Annotated in this window: 18 protein-coding genes; 10 read left to right on the top strand and 8 right to left on the bottom strand. The window is 66.5% G+C overall.

The annotated features are described in order from the left end of the window. The 4 genes from D3D02_RS04515 to argF are packed head-to-tail and all read left to right on the top strand — an operon-like array spanning position 1 to position 4,263. Entirely contained in the window at positions 1-1,005 is a 1,005-nt protein-coding gene (locus tag D3D02_RS04515; protein ID WP_121568778.1) for an acetylglutamate/acetylaminoadipate kinase, read from the top strand. Then, positions 1,002-2,141 carry an aspartate aminotransferase family protein gene (locus tag D3D02_RS04510; RefSeq protein WP_121568777.1) on the top strand — a complete coding sequence of 380 codons (1,140 nt, stop codon included), beginning with the start codon at positions 1,002-1,004 and terminating at the stop codon, positions 2,139-2,141. Before D3D02_RS04515 ends, D3D02_RS04510 begins: the two co-directional genes overlap by 4 nt. Next, positions 2,138-3,355 (top strand): [LysW]-lysine hydrolase, encoded by a 1,218-nt coding sequence (locus D3D02_RS04505; protein WP_121568776.1) that lies wholly within the window; start codon positions 2,138-2,140, stop codon positions 3,353-3,355. Before D3D02_RS04510 ends, D3D02_RS04505 begins: the two co-directional genes overlap by 4 nt. 8 nt (positions 3,356-3,363) lie before the next feature. Further along, positions 3,364-4,263 carry an ornithine carbamoyltransferase gene (gene argF, locus D3D02_RS04500; protein WP_121568829.1) on the top strand — a complete coding sequence of 300 codons (900 nt, stop codon included), beginning with the start codon at positions 3,364-3,366 and terminating at the stop codon, positions 4,261-4,263. A gap of 80 nt (positions 4,264-4,343) precedes the next feature. Here argF and ppk1 read toward each other — a convergent pair whose 3' ends face one another. The 3 genes from ppk1 to D3D02_RS04485 all read right to left on the bottom strand — a co-directional run bounded on the left by ppk1 (position 4,344) and on the right by D3D02_RS04485 (position 8,143). Next, a complete protein-coding gene (gene ppk1, locus D3D02_RS04495; RefSeq protein ID WP_394337710.1) occupies positions 4,344-6,542 on the bottom strand; it encodes a polyphosphate kinase 1 in 2,199 nt (732 codons plus the stop codon). Positions 6,543-6,843: 301 nt separating this feature from the next. Beyond that, positions 6,844-7,545, bottom strand: coding sequence for a metallophosphoesterase family protein (locus tag D3D02_RS04490; RefSeq protein WP_121568774.1), 702 nt, complete (start codon positions 7,543-7,545; stop codon positions 6,844-6,846). A gap of 142 nt (positions 7,546-7,687) precedes the next feature. Beyond that, positions 7,688-8,143: a histidine kinase gene (locus D3D02_RS04485; protein ID WP_121568773.1), complete on the bottom strand. Its 456-nt coding sequence runs from the start codon at positions 8,141-8,143 to the stop codon at positions 7,688-7,690. A gap of 264 nt (positions 8,144-8,407) precedes the next feature. Between D3D02_RS04485 and D3D02_RS04480 the strand changes: the two genes are divergently transcribed. From D3D02_RS04480 to D3D02_RS04470, 3 genes are all read left to right on the top strand, one after another. After that, positions 8,408-8,956 carry an OsmC family protein gene (locus D3D02_RS04480; protein ID WP_121568772.1) on the top strand — a complete coding sequence of 183 codons (549 nt, stop codon included), beginning with the start codon at positions 8,408-8,410 and terminating at the stop codon, positions 8,954-8,956. Between the two features lie 85 nt (positions 8,957-9,041). After that, positions 9,042-11,219 (top strand): ATP-dependent DNA helicase, encoded by a 2,178-nt coding sequence (locus D3D02_RS04475; RefSeq protein WP_255410142.1) that lies wholly within the window; start codon positions 9,042-9,044, stop codon positions 11,217-11,219. Between the two features lie 127 nt (positions 11,220-11,346). Next, on the top strand, positions 11,347-12,717 hold the full coding sequence (locus D3D02_RS04470; protein WP_121568771.1) for a cytochrome P450: 1,371 nt from the start codon (positions 11,347-11,349) through the stop codon (positions 12,715-12,717). Between the two features lie 24 nt (positions 12,718-12,741). On the opposite strand, the gene D3D02_RS04465 is transcribed toward D3D02_RS04470, so the two are convergent. Together D3D02_RS04465 and D3D02_RS04460 are read right to left on the bottom strand one after the other, a co-directional pair. Next, positions 12,742-13,269, bottom strand: coding sequence for a 2'-5' RNA ligase family protein (locus D3D02_RS04465; protein WP_121568770.1), 528 nt, complete (start codon positions 13,267-13,269; stop codon positions 12,742-12,744). Between the two features lie 86 nt (positions 13,270-13,355). Then, the gene (locus tag D3D02_RS04460; protein ID WP_121568769.1) at positions 13,356-13,565 is read right to left on the bottom strand and encodes a hypothetical protein; all 210 of its coding nucleotides are present in this window, start codon (positions 13,563-13,565) and stop codon (positions 13,356-13,358) included. A gap of 143 nt (positions 13,566-13,708) precedes the next feature. Between D3D02_RS04460 and D3D02_RS04455 the strand changes: the two genes are divergently transcribed. The 3 genes from D3D02_RS04455 to D3D02_RS20585 all read left to right on the top strand — a co-directional run bounded on the left by D3D02_RS04455 (position 13,709) and on the right by D3D02_RS20585 (position 15,362). Next, positions 13,709-14,884 carry an SPFH domain-containing protein gene (locus D3D02_RS04455; protein WP_121568768.1) on the top strand — a complete coding sequence of 392 codons (1,176 nt, stop codon included), beginning with the start codon at positions 13,709-13,711 and terminating at the stop codon, positions 14,882-14,884. A gap of 107 nt (positions 14,885-14,991) precedes the next feature. Beyond that, complete coding sequence (locus tag D3D02_RS20835) at positions 14,992-15,138, top strand: hypothetical protein (protein WP_199723004.1); 147 nt, start codon at positions 14,992-14,994, stop codon at positions 15,136-15,138. 71 nt (positions 15,139-15,209) lie between these two features. Continuing rightward, positions 15,210-15,362 carry a hypothetical protein gene (locus D3D02_RS20585; protein ID WP_158547650.1) on the top strand — a complete coding sequence of 51 codons (153 nt, stop codon included), beginning with the start codon at positions 15,210-15,212 and terminating at the stop codon, positions 15,360-15,362. 45 nt (positions 15,363-15,407) lie between these two features. Here D3D02_RS20585 and D3D02_RS04450 read toward each other — a convergent pair whose 3' ends face one another. The 3 genes from D3D02_RS04450 to uvrB all read right to left on the bottom strand — a co-directional run bounded on the left by D3D02_RS04450 (position 15,408) and on the right by uvrB (position 19,486). Further along, on the bottom strand, positions 15,408-15,851 hold the full coding sequence (locus tag D3D02_RS04450; protein WP_121568767.1) for a universal stress protein: 444 nt from the start codon (positions 15,849-15,851) through the stop codon (positions 15,408-15,410). Between the two features lies 1 nt (position 15,852). Continuing rightward, entirely contained in the window at positions 15,853-16,965 is a 1,113-nt protein-coding gene (locus D3D02_RS04445; RefSeq protein WP_121568766.1) for a sulfite exporter TauE/SafE family protein, read from the bottom strand. A 346-nt stretch (positions 16,966-17,311) separates the two neighbouring features. Then, positions 17,312-19,486, bottom strand: coding sequence for an excinuclease ABC subunit UvrB (gene uvrB / locus D3D02_RS04440; RefSeq protein ID WP_121568765.1), 2,175 nt, complete (start codon positions 19,484-19,486; stop codon positions 17,312-17,314). Between the last annotated feature and the right edge of the window lie 145 nt (positions 19,487-19,631).

Below are 19,631 nucleotides of genomic sequence, written 5' to 3'. Positions count from 1 at the left end.
ATGACGCACGAAGATCACACACACGACGACGCACGCGACGCGCGCCAGACGACGGACGCCCGCGACACGCGCGGGCCCGCTCGTGGCTCCCACGAGTCGGCCGCCGAGCGACCGCTCCGACCTGACGGCGGTCGGAGCGAGGCCCGTCCGCCGGTCGTCGTGAAGGTCGGTGGCGCACGCGCCGTCGACCCCGCCGGCGCAGTCGCGGACGTCGCGGCGCTCGTCGAAGACGGCCGCCAGGTCGTCGTCGTCCACGGCGGCTCGACCGCCGTCGACGACACGCTCGAAGAACTGGGCGAAGAGCCCACCTACGTCGAGACGCCGAGCGGCGTCGTCGGTCGCTTCACCGACGAGCGCACGATGGAGGTGTTCTCGATGGTGATGCCCGGCAAACTCAACACCGACCTCACCGTCACCCTCCGCGACGCCGGCGTGGGCGCGCTCGGCCTCTCGGGCGTCGACGGCGGCCTCCTGACCGGCCCGCGCAAGTCGGCCGTCCGCGTGATCGAAGACGGCAAGAAGAAGATCAAGCGCGGCGACCACTCGGGGAAGATCACCGGCGTGAACGCCGGCCTGCTCGAAACGCTCCTGCAGGACGGCTACACGCCGGTCGTCACCGTCCCGATGCTAGCCGACGACGGCGTCGCGGTCAACGCCGACGCCGACCGCGCTGCCGCGGCGGTCGCCGGCGCGCTCGGCGCCGAGCTAGTCGTCCTCACGGACGTCGAAGGCATCTACGCCGACCCTGACGACGCGTCGACGCTCATCGAGTCGGTGGCGACATCGGCTGAGTTCGACGCGCTGAAAGACGCTGCGGAAGGATTTATGACGAAGAAAGTGATGGCGGCGAAAGAAGCCCTCGACGGCGGCGCCGTGACAGTCATCGTCGCGGACGCCAACGCCGACGAGCCGATCCTCTCGGCGCTCGCCGGCGGCGGCACGCACATCGACGCGAGCGCCGTCGCGAGCGACGACGCGGACGGGGATGCGGAGGTGGCACAATGACCGGCGGCTTCGTCTTCTCGGAGAAGCCGATCCAGATCGAGTCCGGCGAGGGCGCGTACCTCTACAGCCCCGACGGCACCGAGTACCTCGACTTCGGGGCCTCCTACGCCGTCGCCGCGCTCGGCCACTCCCATCCGGCCGTCACGGAGGCGGTCCAAGAGCAGGCCGCGCGGCTGACCTACGTGCAGGCGTCGTATCCGGTCGAAGTCCGCACGGAACTCTATCAGAAGCTGGCGACGCTCGCACCCGGCGACATCGACAACGTCTGGCTCTGCAATTCCGGGACAGAGGCCAACGAGGCGGCGATGAAGTTCGCTCGCTCGGCCACCGGCCGCTCGAAGATCGTCGCGACCAAGCGCGGCTTCCACGGCCGGACGATGGGCGCGCTCGCGATGACCTGGAAGGACAAGTACAAGAAGCCCTTTGAGCCGCTGGCGGGCGACGTGGAGTTCGTCCCCTACGGCGACGCCGACGCGCTCGCTGAGGCGGTCGACGAGGAGACCGCCGCGCTCTTCCTCGAACCGGTCCAGGGCGAGGGCGGCATCCACCCCGCCGCCACTGAGTACCTCGAACACGCCCGCGAGGTGACAGACGAGGCCGGCGCGGCGCTCGTCTTCGACGAGATTCAGACCGGCGTCGGCCGCACCGGCGACCTGTGGGCTTGCGAGGGCGTCGGCGTCGAACCCGACATCCTCACCTCGGCGAAGGGTATCGCCAACGGTCTGCCGCTCGGCGCGACGCTCGTGAAAGACTGGATCGCCGAGGACCCCGGCAACCACGGCTCGACGTTCTCCGGCGGCCCGGTGGTCTGTGCGGCCGCCAACGCCACGCTCGACACCATCGTCGAGGAGGACGTCCCCGGCCACGCCGCACAGGTCGGCGAGTACCTGCAGAGCGAACTGCGGGCTGTGACCGACGAACACGACCTGCCCGTCCGCGAGGTGCGCGGCCTCGGACTGATGATCGGCGTCCAGGTGAAACGCGGGGCCAACCGCGTGCTGAAGAACCTCGCGATCCAGGAGCAGGTGCTCGCGCTCCCCGCCGGTCGGACGGTCGTCCGGCTCCTGCCGCCGCTCGTCGTCGACGAGTCCCACGCAGACCAGTTCGTCGACTCCTTCGTGGAGGTGCTCGGATGAGCGCCGAACTCGACGCCGACGAGAGCGAGGACGTCGCATCCGACGGCGAGGGCGCCATCGACGCAGAGGAGGCGCGCGAACTCGACCCCGAGGAGGCCACCGAGGCCGCCGCCGAACTCGACGCCGAACTGTCTGCGGAGGCGTCGTTCGTTCCCGACCACGACGTCTTCGAGGTCGAGGAGAACCTCACGGACGGGCTGACCGAGGCCCAGGCACTCCTGGCCGACCTGGTTTCGATCCCCTCGCCGTCCGGCGAAGAAGAAGCTGCAGCCCGGCGCCTGAAGGCGTTCTTCGAGGCGCACGACCGCGACGTCTGGATCGACGAGATCGGCAACGTCCGCGCGCCAGCCGACGACTCGGTGCTTTTGACCTCGCACATCGACACTGTCCCGGGCGACGTCCCGGTAAAGATCGAAAACGGCGTGCTCTGGGGTCGCGGCAGCGTCGACGCGACGGGGCCGCTCGCCTCGATGGCCGTCGCGGCCGTCGAAACCGGCGTCTCCTTCGTCGGCGTCGTCGGCGAGGAGACCAGTTCCCGCGGCGCGTGGCACCTCGTGGAGAACCGCGACCAGCCCGAGGCGGTCATCAACGGTGAACCGTCGGGATGGGACGGAATTACGCTCGGCTACCGCGGCTTCCTCTCGGGCACGTACGTCTCGACCAGCGAACTCGGCCACTCCTCGCGCCCCGAGGACAACGCCATCCAGTCGGCGGTGAACTGGTGGTCGAGCGTCGCGGACTTCTTCGACGAGGACGAGTCCGACGGCGTCTTCGACACCGTGACGACGAAGCCGGTCCGTTTCGACGGCGGCCCCACCGAAGACGGCCTCGCCGTCGAGGCGACCGTCGACGTGCAGTTCCGCGTTCCACCGAAGTACTCTATCGGCGACATTCGGGAGGTCGCGGAGGGAGAACTCGACCGCGGCAGCGTCCACTGGGAGAAACCGATCCCGCCGGTGATGACGAGTCCGCGGACAGAGGTCGCCCGCGCGTTCCGCGTCGCGATCCGGCAGGCCGGCGGTGAACCCCGACTGCTCCGGAAGACCGGGACCAGCGATATGAACATCTTCGCCGGCACGTGGGACTGCCCGATGGCGACCTACGGCCCCGGCGACTCCGACCTGGATCACGCGCCGAACGAACACCTCGATCTCGCGGAGTACGATAGCTCGATCGACGTCCTCGTGGACGTCTGCGAGCGCCTTATGGAGTGACGATCCGGATGCTCGAAACCGACCACTTCCTCGACATCGACGACCTCTCGACGGACGAACTGCACACCGTTCTCGACCGCGCCGCGGCCATCAAAGCCGGCGAGGACGACACCCAACTGCCCGACCAGACGCTGGGGATGCTCTTCGAGAAGCCGAGCACGAGAACCCGGATCTCCTTCGAGACCGGGATGACCCAGCTCGGCGGCCACGCCATCTTCCTCGGGCCCGACGACATCCAGCTCGGGCACGGCGAACCGCTCTCGGACACCTCGCGCGTCCTCTCGCGGTACGTCGACGCCGTGATGGCGCGGCTGTTCGACCACGAGGACCTGCTCGAAATCGCCGAGTACTCCGACGTGCCGATCGTCAACGGCCTCACCGACGACGCCCACCCCTGCCAGACGCTCGCGGATCTGCTGACGATCGAGGAGGCCTTCGACGGCTTCGACGGCGTGCAGGCGGCGTGGGTCGGCGACGGCAACAACGTCGGCCAGTCGTTCGTGATCGGGGCCGCGATGGTCGGCCTGGATCTGACGGTCGCGACGCCGGAGAACTACGGGATGGACGACGCGGTGCTCGAACAGGCCGAAGAGATCGGCCACGCGCCGACGGTCGTCGACGACCCGAAAGACGCCGTCGACGACGCCGACGTCGTCTACACCGACGTCTGGATCTCGATGGGCCAAGAGGACCAGCGCCACGAGAAACTGGCTGCCTTCGACGGCTATCAGGTGAACGAATCGCTGCTCGCAGACTCCGACGCGCAGGTGATGCACTGTCTCCCTGCCCACCGCGGCGAGGAGATCACCCACGAGGTCTTAGAGTCCGATCGGGCCCTCGTCTGGGACCAGGCGGAGAACCGCCTGCACGCCCAGAAGGGCCTGCTCGTCGAACTGCTCGACGCGTAGTTCGGCGCTTCCGAGGCTCGGTGCGTTCTTCTGTGCTGCTTTTCCGTTCGATCCCCGTCCGTGAGCGCTCGCGAAACCGATCAGAGTTCGCTCTCGTCGGTGTAGACCTCGTCGAGATCGACGTTGGGTTCGCGACGCGGTTCGCGCTCGGGGTTGCGCGACTCTCCGGGGTCTCGCGCCCGTGCGCGATCCATCAGGATCTCCTGTGTGTCGCGGATGGGTTCCTCACCGGGGCGCTGCTGTACGTAACTGCCATCCGACTGCATCACCCACCGCCGGCGGTTGTCCGAGAGCATCACCGCGAGAATCTCGTCGAGTTCGGCCTGCAGATACGGATCTTCGACCGGCGCGACCGCTTCGATGCGGCGGTCTAAGTTCCGCGTCATCCAGTCGGCCGAGCCGACGAAGTAGGCCGGATCGCCGGCGTTCCCGAACTTGAAGATCCGCGAGTGTTCGAGGAACCGGCCGACGATGCTGTGGACCTTGATCGACTCGGTCGCCCCGTCGACGCCCGGGCGGAGCCGACAGATGTCGCGGACGAACAAGTCGATGTCGACGCCCCCGTCGCCGGCCTCGTACAGTTTTTCGACGATGCCGGGGTCTTCCAGCGCGTTCATCTTCGCGACGATCCGGCCGCCGTCGCCCGCCTCGGCGTGTTCGATCTCGCGGTCGATGAGTTCACAGATGCGCGACCGAAGCGTCTCGGGGGCGACCAGCAGCTTTCGGTACTCCTGCTGTCGGGAGTGGCCGGTGAAGGAGTTGAACAGGCGGACGATGTCCTGTCCGATGTCCGGATCGGCCGTGAACAGCCCGAGGTCGACGTATCCCTTCGCCGTCCCCGAGTGATAGTTCCCGGTCGCGACGTGGGAGTAGATGCGGACGTCGTCGTCCTCCTGTCTGACCGCCAGCGCGACCTTGCTGTGGGTCTTCAGGTCGATCGAGCCGTAGGCGACGTGGATCCCCTCCTCTTCGAGGCGCTTGACCCAGCGGAGGTTGTTCTCCTCGTCGAAGCGAGCTTTCAGTTCGACCATCACGGCGACCTGCTTGCCGTTCTTCGCGGCGTCGATGAGGCTCCGGAGCACGCGCGAGTCGGGTGCGGTACGGTAGATCGCGGCTTTGATCGCCAGCGTGTCCGAGTCGTGTGCGGCCGCGTCGAGGAACGCCTGGACGGTGTCGTCGAAGGTGTGATAGGGATGATGCACGAGCGCGGGCTTCTCGCGGATCGCCTCGAACAGTTCGTCGGGGCGGTCCGGGTCCAGTTTGGCGAATCGCGGGTGCTGCTGTGGCGTCCACGGTCGCAGCTTGAGCGAGGGTGCGTCGAGATCGACCATATCGTCGAAGTCGCGCAACGCCAGCGGCGAGGAGATCTCGAACACCTCGTCCTCGGTGATGTCGAGGTGTCTGACTAACAGCTCTCGGATGCGGTCGGCCGCACCGTCTGCGATCTCCAGGCGGACGATCGTCGCGAACCGCCGCTGTCGGAGGACGTCTTCGATCTGTTCGATCAGCCCCTCCGCGACGTCCTCGTTGCGCCGCACCTCCGCGTTCCGCGTCACGCGGAACGTCGTGTAGTGTGTAACCTCGACGTTCGGAAACAGGAGGTCGAGGTTCGCCGCGATGACCTCCTCGATCGGGATGTAGCGGCCGCGCGGGTCGCCCTCGATCTCGTCGACGGGCGTCCCGACGTCGAAAAGCGGGATCAGCCGGGGCAGATTCGCGGGCACCTTGATCCGGGAGAAGCGCTCTTCGCCCTCGTCGTCGCGGGTGAGCACCGCGAGCGACAGCGACAGATTGGAGATGAACGGGAACGGATGCGCCGGATCGAACGTCAGCGGCGTCAGCGTCGGCAGGACCGAGGACTCGAAGTACGCGCGGAGTCGATCTGACTCCTCGTCGGTCAACCCCGCCGCTCCAATGATTTCGATGCCCGCGTCCTCGAGTTCGGGCTGAACTGCGTTCTGATAACACCGCGCCTGCGTCTCGACCAGGTCCGACGCCATTTCGAGGGACTCCCGCCACTGCTCTTTGGGCGAGCGGCCGTCGACCGTGGACGTGGTGACGCCGGCGTCGATCTGCTGTTTCAGCCCGCCGATCCGCTTCATAAAGAACTCGTCGAGGTTCCGCGTCAGGATCGAGAGGAACCGGAGTCGGTACAGCGGTGGCTGGCGCCCGTCTAACGCCTCGTAGAGCACCCGCCACTGGAAACTCAGCTCCGAGAGCTCCCGGTTGAGATACCAGCTCTCGTCGTCGAAGGAGCCGGTCGGCTCCTCGTCGGCCAGCGGCGGCGTTCGTGCCGGCGCGTCGGTCGCCCACTCGGTCGGACCGAGTGTGATCGGTTCGGGGAGGCCCGACACCGTCGCTTCGTCGTCGGTCACTTCGTCGTCGGTCGCGGTCGTCGATGTGGCGTCCTCAGTCGCCGCTGTGTCCCCGGTCCCTGCTGCGTCGTCCTCGATCACTGAATCGGTCCCGTCGTTCGCTTCGACGTCGTGAGCGGGATCGGCCTCGCTGTCGACGTCCGCGGCCGGGCTGGTTTCGTCTTCGCTGTTCGCCTTCGGATCGCCGTCTTCGGTGGAGTTGTGACTATCTGACATTCTTCTCGTGCGCCGTCGAGGCGACCTTCGAGTCGGGTCGTTCGAGCCCTGTTTGTTGAGCCGGGACGCGGTGGATGGAGTCGTCGCCGAGGCGGTACGCCGTCAGCGACCCGCCGTAGACGCAGCCGGTGTCGAGCCCGACGCTCCACGCCCTCACGAGCGGTTCCTCGAGTACGGTGTGACCGAAGAACACGCGCGGCGGCCCCTCGTAGGAGTCGTACCAGAACGGGCCGTCGTAGCCGCCGCCCGGGACGGTCGCTCGCGCAGTCTGGAGGTCCTCGACCGTGTGTTCGGCCAGCGGCACGTCGGGATAGACGCCGCCGTGGACGACGAGTGCGCCGTCCCAACTGATCGCGACCGGGAGCGACCGAATCCACTCGCGCGCCGCTTCATCGAGTTCCGGCAGCGTCGCCTCCCCGCGGAGGACCTGTTCCTCGTTGTTGCCGCGGACCGAGAGCATATTCTCGGCCGCCCGCACGCGCTCGACGACGCCGGCGCTGTCGGGACCTTTTCGGACGAGGTCGCCGACGAAGACGACCAGGTCGTCCACCGACAGACCAACTCCGTCGACGAGTCGATCGAGCGTCTCTCGGCACCCGTGGACGTCGCCGACGACGTAGACGTCGTCCCACTCCGTCGGATCGATCCGCCGGTGTTGATCGGCGACGTCGGGGGCGAATGATAGCGGCATTCCCTCGAATAGAGACTCTCGATCGACTTTAAGACGTGCTAAGATCGGTACGTACTGCTATTGAGAGATGGGTATTCGACGCTCTCGGAGCGCGGTCGACGCGTCCGATCGGGGCCAACGGCGGTGGGAGGGACGCGGTCGCTCACCGAAGCGCCGCGTAGGCTCCGCCGAGTACGACGCCGTAGACCACGTGACCGACGAGACTCATTACGCTCACGTTCGGGAGCGGCGGATTCGCGGGTGACCCGACAACGGAGAGCCAGATCGGCATCACGAGGACCGCGAGCACGATCCAGAGCACGACGCCGTACCCCACGCCGAGCGCGGTGCTCTTCGCGATCGTCAGATCTGCCTGCGTCGACGCGATCGCGGCGAAGACGACGCCGAGGACCGCACCGTGGGCGACGTGGATCGTGAACCCCGCGAACCCGCCCGTCAGGAAGTACATCGAGGGGATCGCGACTTCGAGCACGGGCCGCATCTGCATCGCCATCAGCCCGCCCATCACGATCGCGGCGACGACGCCGGCGACGACGCCGTACTGCCACGCGTTCGTTTCGGTCTGTGCTGTCGTCTGGGTGGCGGTGTCTGTCGCCATAGCAGAGACGACCGCACACACCCGAATAATGGCATCTCGGCCGCGCGATCCGGACGCACTGGGCCGATAGAAATATGTGGTATAAAAACAAATAGCACGGAATCGCCGAGCTCACAGATTTCTGTCGGTGTCTACAATCTTGTAGTACAAATACACTACAAGTGAGAAAAATCAATGTTTGATACGAGTAATATCCGGCTACCGTTGAGAACCGTTTCCTTCCCGTTATAAGTTAGCCCACGGATAGTATTGTGTAGAAAAAGAATGACTGTAGTAAATGGCTTAGACACCGACGAGCTCGAAAACCTGATCGAGGCGGCTGCGGAAGATCCTGACTCGGCGTCGTTCACGTTCCGGGCAGAGACGGAGTGGACTGGTGGGTTTGCCAGCGAAACGCACATCAGCGACTTCGAGCAGGACGGGACGACGGTCGAGTCGCCGGAGTTCACGATCACTGGCGACGAACCCGAAGCGCTCCTCGGCGAGCGGGCCGGTCCCAACGCCGTCGAACACCTCCTCGCCGCGATCGGTTCGTGTCTGGCTGTGACGTATGCGGGGCACGCGGCGGCGCACGGTATCCAGATCGAGGACCTCTCCTTCGAGTTCGAGGGCGACGTCGACCTCCGTGGATTCCTCGGTCTCAGCGACGAGGTCCGGCCGGGCTACGACGAGATCCGCGCGACGACGCACATCGACGCCGACGCGTCGGAAGCGGAACTCCAGGAACTACACGACGAAGTCACGGCGACGTCCCCGCTGTACGACAACGTGACGAACGAGGTCGCACTCGACTTCGATCTTCAGTTCGAGTAAGCCGCCCGCGCCGCCACGCGACGCACACGGACACGTCTCTTCCCCCGTCCGAGGCTTTTAATCTCAGGAGGGCGGAGAGATCCCTGTGTCGACGACCGGCGAGTACGAACGGTTCTTCCCCTACGAGGAGCCGTATCCGAATCAGCGCTCTGCGATGGCCGAAATCGCCGCGGCGCTGGACGACGAACGCGACGTTCTGTTAGAGGGTGCTCCGGGGACGGGCAAGACGCTCTCGGCGCTCGTGCCGGCGCTGGAGTACGCCCGTCGGACGGACAAGACGGTGGTCATCACCACCAACGTCCACCAGCAGATGCGCCAGTTCGTCGAGGACGCCCGCGCAATCACGCGGGAGGAACCGCTCCGCGCGGTCGTGTTCAAGGGCAAATCGTCGATGTGTCACATCGACGTCGAGTACCAGGAGTGTCAGACGCTTCGCGACACTACGCGGACGCTCGTCGAGAAGGAGACCGAGCGCGCCGAACTGAACCAGCAGGCCGAGGCGCTCTTGGATCGGATCCGCGAGGGCGAAGACGGCGCTGGTGAGGCCAGAAACACGGTGACGGACGAACTCGACGCCGTCGAATCCGAACTCGAAGAGCTCCGGGACGGCAACGTCTGTGAGCACTACTACAACAACCTCGTCGGCAACACCGACGAGTTCTTCGAGTGGCTCTTCGACGACGTTCGAACCCCAGAGGAGATCTACGAGTACGCGGAGCAACGACAGCTCTGCGGCTACGAACTCCTCAAAGAGGGAATGGAGGCGGTCGATCTGGTGGTCTGCAACTACCACCACCTGCTGGACCCCGCGATCCGCGAGCAGTTCTTCCGGTGGCTCGGTCGCGAGCCAGAAGACGTCGTCACCGTCTTCGACGAGGCTCACAACATCGAGTCGGCCGCGCGCGACCACGCGAGCCGGACACTGACCGAAAACACGCTCGAAGAGGCGCTCTCGGAACTGGAAGACGCCGACGACTCGCGGGCGCAACCGGCCGAGAACGTCCTCTCGGCGTTCCTCGGCGCGCTCAGGGGGACCTACGACGACGCGCTCGGCTTCGGGGAGCGCGAGCAGGTCGGCGACGACTGGTACGATCTCACGATCGCCAACAGCGACCGCCGCGACGACCTGACGCTGGCGTTTCTCGACCGCTACGAGGGCCGCGGCATCGACGCGGAAGTGGATCTGGCCCTCCAACTCGGGCGGGCGCTCGACAGGGAGTACGAGGAAGCGTACAAGAACGGGCAGGCGACGACGCGCTCGGAGTGTCAGACGCTGCAGGCCGCGGAGTTCATCGCGGCGTGGATGGCCGACGGCGGGAAACTCGGCCAGCACCCGATGTGTTCGGTGCGGCGCGACGCCGGGACCGAGGCGGTGTACGGGCGCGCGGAACTGTACACCTGCATCCCGCGGGAGGTGACCGAGACGCTGTTCGAGGAGGTCAACGCGAGCATCCTGATGTCGGCGACGCTGCGCCCCTTCGACGTGATCGAAGACGTGCTCGGCCTCTCGGATCCGGCGACGATGGCCTACGGCCTCGAATATCCCGAGGACCGCCGGCGGACGCTCGCGGTCGAAGCGCCGGCGCTTTTCAGTTCCGAGCGGAGCGACCCCAACACGCAGTCTGCGGTCGCGGACGTACTGGCCGACGCGACGCGCTTCACGCCGGGGAACGTGCTCCTGTTTTTCCCCTCCTACGCCGAGGCCGAGCGGTATCACGACCGCCTGCGGAACCGCGCCGACGTGACGAGTCGGCTCCTCCTCGACGAACCGGGCGTCGAGACCGAGTCGATGCGCCAATCGTTCGTCGGCGGGGACGACGCGATTCTCTGCACGTCGCTGTGGGGGACGCTCGCAGAGGGCGTGAGCTTCGACGGCGACGACGCTCGGACGGTCGCCGTCGTCGGCGTGCCGTATCCGCACCTCTCAGAACGGATGGAGGCGATCCAGGACGCCTACGAGCGTGCTTACGCGGACCGGCGCGAAGCGGGCTGGCGCTACGCGGTCGAGATCCCGACGATTCGGAAGACGCGACAGGCGCTCGGCCGGGTCATCCGCGCCCCCGACGACTACGGCGTCCGGCTGCTCGTCGACAAGCGCTACACCCGCGCGAGCGCCGAGATGGGGAAATACGGCGTCCGCGAGAGCTTTCCCCCCGAGGAGCGCGCCGAACTCGTCGACGTCGACCCCGAGAAGTTGAAATTCGCGATGTTGAACTTCTACGCCGACCTCGACGCCTACTCGGGCGAGCCACCGCGGCCGTAGCCGCCGCCTCTCGCGAACTGCCCACGCGCCCCGACTCCTGATCGGCGAATGGCTGATACCTGATCGGCGAATGGCTGATACCTGATCGGCCGAACGGCTGATATCGGTGGAGACCAACTAGACCCCGATGCGAACTCAGCCGCCTGGACCCGCGGGCGTACCGGTCTTCGGGAACAGCCGCCAGTACGCGCGAGACCCCTTCACGTTTCTCACGAGCGTCGCGGACGCCTACGGCGACGTGGCGCGCTTCGACCTCGGGCCGATCGAGACGTATATGGTCACGAATCCCGCGGACATCGAGCGGGTGCTGGTGACCGAGGACGCGAAGTACCACAAACCGGACTTCCAGGACGACGCCATCGGCACGCTGCTCGGCGATGGGCTGCTGCTCAGTGAGGGCGAGACGTGGCGCAAACAGCGCCAACTCGCCCAGCCCGCCTTCGGCCCGAAGCGCATTTCGGCGCTCGGCGACGTGATCTCCCGGCACGCGCAGACGATGCTCGACGACTGGGAGCCGGGGGAGGTCCGCGACGTCCACCTCGAAATGGCGCGCGTGACCGTTCGGATCATCGTCGAGGCGATGTTCGGCTCGCAACTGTCCGACGAGCAGACCGAACTGGTCCAGGAGAACCTCGAACCGCTCGGGAAACGCTTCGAGCCCGACCCGCTGCGATTCCTCGTCCCCGACTGGGTCCCGACACGAGAGAACCGCGAGTACCACGAATCCGTCCGTATCTTAGAGGAGATTATCGACGACGTCGTCGCCGAACGCCGCGGCACCGAACACGACCCCGACGTCGACCCCGCATCCGACGTCGTCGGCGACGCCGACGAGCCGATGGACCTGCTGTCGATCCTGCTGCGCGCGAAACAGCGCGGCGAGCAGTCCGATCAGCAACTCAGAGACGAACTGATGACGATGCTGCTCGCGGGCCACGACACGACGGCGCTGACGCTGACGTACACGTGGTATCTCCTCTCACAACACCCCGAGGCGGAGGCACGCGTCCACGAAGAACTCGCCGCGGTCTGCGGCGACGCGCCGCCGACGGCCGCGGACGTGCGGCAACTCGACTACCTCGAACGCGTCCTTCAGGAGGCGATGCGGCTCTACCCGCCGGTGTACGTCATCTTCCGAGAACTGCAGGTCGACGTCGAACTCGGCGGGTATCGGATTCCGAGCGGCTCGGCGGTGATGCTGTCGCAGTGGGCGGTCCACCGTTCGGAGCGGTGGTACGACGATCCCGAGACGTTCGATCCCGACCGCTGGCTGCCGGAGCGCCGGCGCGAGCGACCGCGATTCGCGTACTTCCCGTTCGGCGGCGGTCCGCGTCACTGCATCGGCAAGCACCTCTCGATGCTCGAGGCGAAACTCATTCTCGGCACCGTCGCCCAGGAGTACGAACTCGACTACGTCCGCGACCGGCCGTTCGAGCTCCGAGGGTCGCTGACGATGCACCCCGAGGAGCCGATGGGGATGCGGCTCACGCCCCGCTGAGGCGACCGCTGTAAGCCGACGCGGTCACCGTAACGGAATCCGCGCCGCGGGCTCCCGATAGCGCGAGTCCCAGATCTGGACCTCGTTCGCCGTCCACGCGACCGGCTCGATCTCCGTGCGGTCGACGAGGTCGGCGGCGTCCGCGATGCGACCCCCGCGAGCGAGCGTCACGTGCGGGACGTACCCCTCGCCCTCCATCCCTTCGACGGTGCCGAACGACTCACAGAGTCGGCGATGCAGCGCGTGGAGGTCCGGGCTCTCGACGGTGAGATAGACGACCGGACCCGGACCTCGCGGCGGCGTCTCGAAGTAATCGAGCCCGGTCACTCGGAGATCGATTCCGGAGCCACCACTCCTGCGTTCCCGAAGGATCGGCCGGAGTCGCTCGCGGAGTCGCGGGAGCGAGTCGGCGTCGTCGTCGAGTGCGGTGTCGAAGCGCTTCGCGAGCAGGGTGTGTCGCTCGCGGATCCGCTCGAACCGCGTGAGTTTCGGATGCAACTCCGAGGCGAGGCGGTCGACCTGCCCCGGGACCGGGACGTTCAGACTGAACACGGTCGAGCGTCGGCGTCAGCGGGCAAGAAGCCGTCGGGAGCGAGACCGACGCCGGGCGCGTTGGCGCGTGCGCCGGTCCGCGCTCGTTAGACCCGGTCGAGCAGCCACAGCACGATGAGCGCGACGACGGCGAGTCCCAGGAGCGGTCGTAGCGGGCCCAGAAGCTCAGCGAGGATCCCGAGGACGCCGCTGACGACTTCCAGCACGAGCCAGATCACGACGAGGACGAGCACGACCTTCAGCAGGTCTTCGACCTCCAGTTCCGCACGGTCGGGTCCGGGGCTCGGTAGGCGCATACACCTCCTCTCGTGGCCATCCTGAAGTGCCTTCGGGCACGGTGACGTCGCTCCCGACTTCCTCTTTCGACCGCGCTCTGTCGCTGCTGCTCCGTGCCTACTGGCCGGGACACCCTTAATGTGACTGCGTCACAATGTCTCTTATGACGAACCTCTTCCGCGAACTCGGCCGGCTCTCCGCCCGCGGCCTTCCCGGCTGGGTGGTCCCCACTGTGGGCGTCGTCGCCGCTGTCCTCGTCGCCTTCGCCCTCTTCGGCGGGGATCCGGTGACGGTCGTCGGTCTCGTGGTCCTCGTACTCGCGATCGCAGCGGTGTACAGCACGGTCGAGATTGTCAACGCCTACGAGCGCCGCGTGCTGACGGTGTTCGGCGAGTACCGACGACTGCTCGATCCGGGGCTCAACGTGATCCCGCCGTTCATCTCGAAGACGTACCCCTTCGACCTCCGGACGCAGACGCTCGACGTCCCCAAACAGGAGGCGATCACGCGCGACAACTCGCCGGTGACTGCCGACGCCGTCGTCTACATTCGCGTGATGGACGCGAAACGGGCCTTCTTGGAAGTCGACAACTACGAACGCGCGGTCTCGAACCTCGCACAGACGACGTTGCGGGCGGTTCTGGGCGATATGGAACTCGACGAGACCCTCTCAGAGAGAGAGAAGATCAACCGCCGGATCAACGAGGAACTCGACGAACCGACCGACGAGTGGGGTATCCGCGTCGAGAGCGTCGAGGTGCGGACGGTCAAGCCGAGCGCAGACGTCGAGAACGCGATGGAACAGCAGACGTCCGCCGAGCGCCGCCGCCGCGCGATGATCCTGGAAGCGCAGGGTGAACGACGCTCCGCCATCGAGACGGCGCAGGGTGCGAAGCAGGCGAACATCATCCGCGCCCAGGGTGAAAAACAGAGTCAGATCCTGGAAGCGCAGGGCGACGCGGTCGCGACGGTCCTCCGAGCGCGGGCCGCCGAGTCGATGGGCGAGCGCGCGATCGTCGACCGCGGGCTGGAGACGCTCACGAACATCGGCACGTCGCCGTCGACGACGTACGTCATCCCGCAGGAACTCACGAGCCTCCTCGGCCGGTACGGGCGCGGCCTCACCGACTCCGATATGCAGGAGTCAACCGCCCTGGAGAGTCTCGACTTCGATCCGGCGACCCGGGAACTTCTCGGCATCGACGACGTAGAAGAGATCGTCGCGGACGTCTCCGACATCGAAGCCGTCGAATCAGTCGGCGAGCTCCCCGAGCGAGGCGACGGCGCGGCCGAGACCGAGGTCGACCTGAATCTCGACGGCGCGTACGAGAGTCAATAACGGGGAGTGAGGTCTCACCGTCCCCGTCGGGGCCGCGGTCGCGACTTCTTACCCAGACAACACGAACAATCGTTACAATTATCCGACGACCGAAAGTATGTGGTAGTATGAGCCACGAACGCGGTCCGGCAGTTCCCCGCGGCGAGGCAACGCCCCCGACGCCAGAGAACTCTCCTCTGAGTCGGCTGAAGCGGCATCTCCTCGAGTGGCCACGGCGCTATATCGAGATGCGCGTCGACGCCGTCGAGCGATAGTTTCGCGTTCGCGCTCGCGTACTCTGATCGAATAGAAGCAGTTAGGTGGCTTCTCCAGCCATATCCGTCCGATGGTAACTCCGCTGCATCTGGGACTCGAACACCCCAGCGTACTGTGGCTGCTCGGCGCCGGCCTGCTCGCCTTCGTCGCAGGACTCGTCGTCAATCTGTACCGATCGCGTCGCGCCGACACGTCCGCGAACGCTGTCGGCGAGCAGAAATAGCGTCCGACGGTATCAGCACCGCATCGACCGAGAGCTGTTTTTCGCTTACGCGTCCGGGCCGTCGTCCCGAACGGTCAGTACCGGCACCGACGCGTGGCGCATCACCCGCTCGGTGACGCTGCCGATCAGGTAGCGGTCGATCCCCGACCGGCTGTGGGTCCCCATCACGACGACGTCGGCGTCCGCTCGCTCGATCTGATCGAGGATCTGGTCCTGCGGGATCCCCATCACGACGTCGCGCTCGACGTCGACGCCGTCGGGGAGCCGTGCGACGGTCTCGTCGATGGCTGCCTCGGCGCGGTCGCGCTCGGCTTCCTCCCACGCTTCGGGTGCGAGCCCGCTGCTCGGGCTCTCGAAGCGGTTTCGACTGTCGGCGACCGACACGACGTGGACGGTCGCCTCGTTGGTCTGTGCGAGCGATCCCGCGTGCGTCGCCGCCGCCAGCGACGCGTCGCTGCCGTCGGTCGGGAGCAGCACGGTCTCGTACATCTCAGGCCACCCCCGCAGCCATCAGGAACAGCGCGACCGAGATGATCGCGAACAGGCCGCCGACGAACGCCTTGATCGTCGACGTGCTGAGCGCGTTCGAGACGTAAGGCGCGATCTGGCCGCCGGTCACCGTCGCCGGGACGGTGAAGACGACCATATTCCACGGCGTCGAGGCGAGACTCAGGCTGTGTCCGCCGACGAGGCCGCCGCCGAACACGTGGACCAGCGAGGCCAGGATGGCCGTCAGCGCCACGACGATGTGGTTCGTGCCGATCGCGACGCGGACCGGGACCTTGGTGCCGAGCATCGAGATGATGCCGAGTTCGCCGACGCCGAAGCCGGCCAGTCCCTGGAACATCCCACCGATGCTGTAGTTGGCGAAACGGCGGAGGTAGCCGCCACGCGTGTAGCGGTAGTCGTCGCCCTCGCGGTCGACGCGGGTCACGGTGCCTTCCTCGTCGGTGTGGACGCCGGCAGGACCGAGCTTCCCGGCGTCGTTCGGCAGTTCGGCCTGGCCGCCGTCAGTCGCGGCGGCGTCGTCGTGGTCGGCGTCGGTGCTCTCGCCCTCGTGGTCGAGGTCGGCCTTGAACAGCAGATACGACGCGGCGAGCAGCGCGAGCCCGAGCAGGCCGTGGAAGAGCGGCTCGGGGATGATGAACGACAGGAGCGCGCCGCCGACGACGAACGGAACCGCGCCGCCGACGAGCGTGAGTGCGAGCCGGCGGTCGACGAGTCCGTACTGGATGAACGCGATCGCGGAACTCGACAGCCCGAACGCCTCGCTGATCAGCCCGACCTTCACGATCGTCTCCGGTTCCAGCGGACTCGCGGCCAGCGGGAAGATGAAGATGAGGAACGGGACGAACAGCGCCGAACCGCTGATCCCGACCGTGTTCACGATAGTGGCCCCCAGCAGGAACGCCGGGAACAGCCACCAGTACTCGAGCCAGTAGTCCATCCACGGACCCTCGAACATATTTCCGATGCCGGTCTCGGCCGGCGTCGGCGCGCTCAGCAGGACCCCGACGATGAACACGAGGGGCGCGAGGAACACGAAGATGTGCTGATAGCGCAGGAACGACCGCTGGACACGACTGTAGGACACTGATGTCATTGATTTCGTTTGGAGATTAGTTGTCGACAGGAGATACGACCGGAGCGACGGCAGAACGAGGGGCTACCGACCGGTGCGGTGCTGCGCTGACGGAGTCCGTATGCTGACAGCGGTCGAACGTCGACTCGAGCGACGAACGGGCGAGCGCACGGGACATCTACGTGATGCCCCCTCGCGTATCGCGGCGGAAGTTGTGATCGATTCGGTCAATCGCGTCGTCGAACATCATCGTAGCCGCCGGATAGCGACGACCGAGGAATAAATCTTGAGGTTCGAACTCGCCGTGGGGACGTGTGGCGTGCGGCGCTTCGCCCGCCGTTTCCCCGTCGTCGTGACCCGCGTCAGGTCAGCGATCGTCGGCCGACGCGTCGTTCTGGCGGTCTCCGATCGCGTCCTCGCCGGGCGGCACGCCACCGAGTGCATCGTCGCCCACTGGCACGCCGTCGAGCGGGTCGTCGCCGGGGTCGACACCCTCCTCGCGGCCGTCGCGTTCGTCGTCCTCGGCGATCCCGAACTCCTGTCTGAGTCGCCGAATCCGATCGCGGATGTCGGCTGCGAGCTCGAATTCGAGGTTGTCCGCGGCCTCCTGCATCCGGTCTTCGAGGTAGGCGATCCGCTCGCGCGCCTCCGACTCGTCGGCCGGCTCGTCGCTCGTCGACTCGCCGCTGCTCCCGCCGCTCCCGGGGAGGTTCGTCTCGCCGATCGCTTTCTCGATCGTCTTCGGCTCGAAGCCGTGCTCCTCGTTGTACTCGCGCTGGATCCGCCGTCGGCGACGCGTCTCCTCGATCGCCGACTGCATCGAGTCGGTCGTCTCGTCGGCGTAGAGGACGACCTCGCCCTCGACGTTTCGCGCGGCACGGCCCATCGTCTGGACGAGCGTCGTCTCCGAGCGGAGGAATCCCTCCTGGTCGGCGTCGAGGATGGCGACGAGCGAGACCTCGGGGATGTCCAGACCCTCCCGGAGGAGGTTGATCCCGACGAGTACGTCGATGTTCCCCAATCTGAGGTCCCGGACCAGTTCGTGGCGCTCCAGCGTGTCGGTCTCGTCGTGCATATACGCCACGTCGACGCCGGACTCTTCGAGGAACTCCGTGAGGTCCTCGGCCATCCGCTTCGTGAGCGTCGTGACCAGCACGCGCTCGTCGTTCTCGATGCGCTCGTCGACCCGATCCAAGAGGTCGTCGACCTGCCCGGTCGCGTCCGCGACCTCGATTTCGGGGTCGACCAGGTGCGTCGGGCGCACAATCTGTTCGACGATCTGCTCGGAGTGCTCCCGCTCGTAGTCGCCGGGCGTCGCCGACACGTAGAGCGTCCGGTCGGTCTTCTCCTCGAACTCCTCGAACGTCAGCGGTCGGTTGTCGTACGCCGTCGGGAGCCGGAAGCCGTTCTCTACGAGCGAGTCCTTTCGCGACTTGTCGCCGGCGAACTGTCCGCGGATCTGCGGGAGCGTCTGGTGGGACTCGTCGACGACGGTGAGGAAGTCGTCCGGGAAGTAATCGAGCAGCGTGTACGGCGACTCTCCGGAGTCCCGATCGGACATATGCACCGAGTAGTTCTCGATGCCCGAGCAGTAGCCCGTCTCCTGCAGCATCTCGATGTCGAAGGTGGTGCGCTCCTCGATTCGCTGGGCGGCGACGAGATCGCCCTGCCGCTCGAAGTACCGGACGCGCTCGTCCATCAGCTCCTCGATCTCCGCGATCGCCTCCGTTAATTTCTCCTCGGGGATCGAGTAGTGCTCTGCGGGGTGCACGAGGACGGCCGGCTCCTCGGAGACGACCTCGCCGGTCAGGGGATCCAGTTTCGTCAGGCGGTCGACCTCGTCGCCCCAGAACTCGATGCGGACGGCGTAGCGGCCGTACATCGGGTACACTTCGACGGTGTCGCCGCGGACGCGGAACGTCCCCTGCTGGAAGTCGACGTCGTTGCGCTCGTAGTTCAGGTCCACGAGGCGCGCCAGCAGGTCGTCGCGGTCGAGTCGGTCCCCGAGTTCGACTCGGAGCGCCATCTCTGTGTAGTTCGACGGGTCACCGAGGCCGTAGATCGCCGAGACGCTCGCGACGACGATGACGTCGTCGCGGGTCAACAGCGACCGCGTCGCCGAGTGTCTGAGCCGGTCGATCTCCTCGTTGATCGACATATCCTTGTCGATGTAGGTGTCGGTCTGTTCGACGTAGGCCTCCGGCTGGTAGTAGTCGTAGTAGGAGACGAAGTACTCGACCGCGTTGTCCGGGAACAGATTGCGAAACTCCTCGTACAGTTGGGCGGCGAGCGTCTTGTTGTGGGCGATGACCAGCGTCGGCTGCTGGAGCTCCTCGATGGTCCACGAGACCGTGTTCGTCTTGCCCGAGCCCGTGACGCCGAGCAGCGTCTGTTTGTCCATTCCGGACTCGAAGCCCGACGCCAGTTGCTCGATGGCCTCGGGCTGGTCGCCTGCGGGATCGAACGGGGCGTCGACCCTGAACTCCCGATCCGCCGCCGGTCTGTCGGGCGAGAGCGGACTCGACCCGGAGGTATCGCTCATCGGAGGCTCGTTGGGCGTACACGCACTTGAGCGGGTCGGTCACCGGAGTGCGACGGGCGCACGATTCCCGGCCGCCCCCCGCCGGACCTGCGCGTGTGGCGGGCCACAGACAGTAGACCTTTGCTCCCGGTCGTCGACGTCCGCG

It is taken from the genome of Halobellus sp. Atlit-38R (assembly GCF_003665925.1).
In the GTDB taxonomy this organism is placed as follows: Archaea; Halobacteriota; Halobacteria; order Halobacteriales; family Haloferacaceae; genus Haloquadratum; species Haloquadratum inordinatus.
The sequence above is the reverse complement of the archived record's forward strand: the minus strand, read 5'-3'. Positions and strand labels throughout refer to the sequence as shown.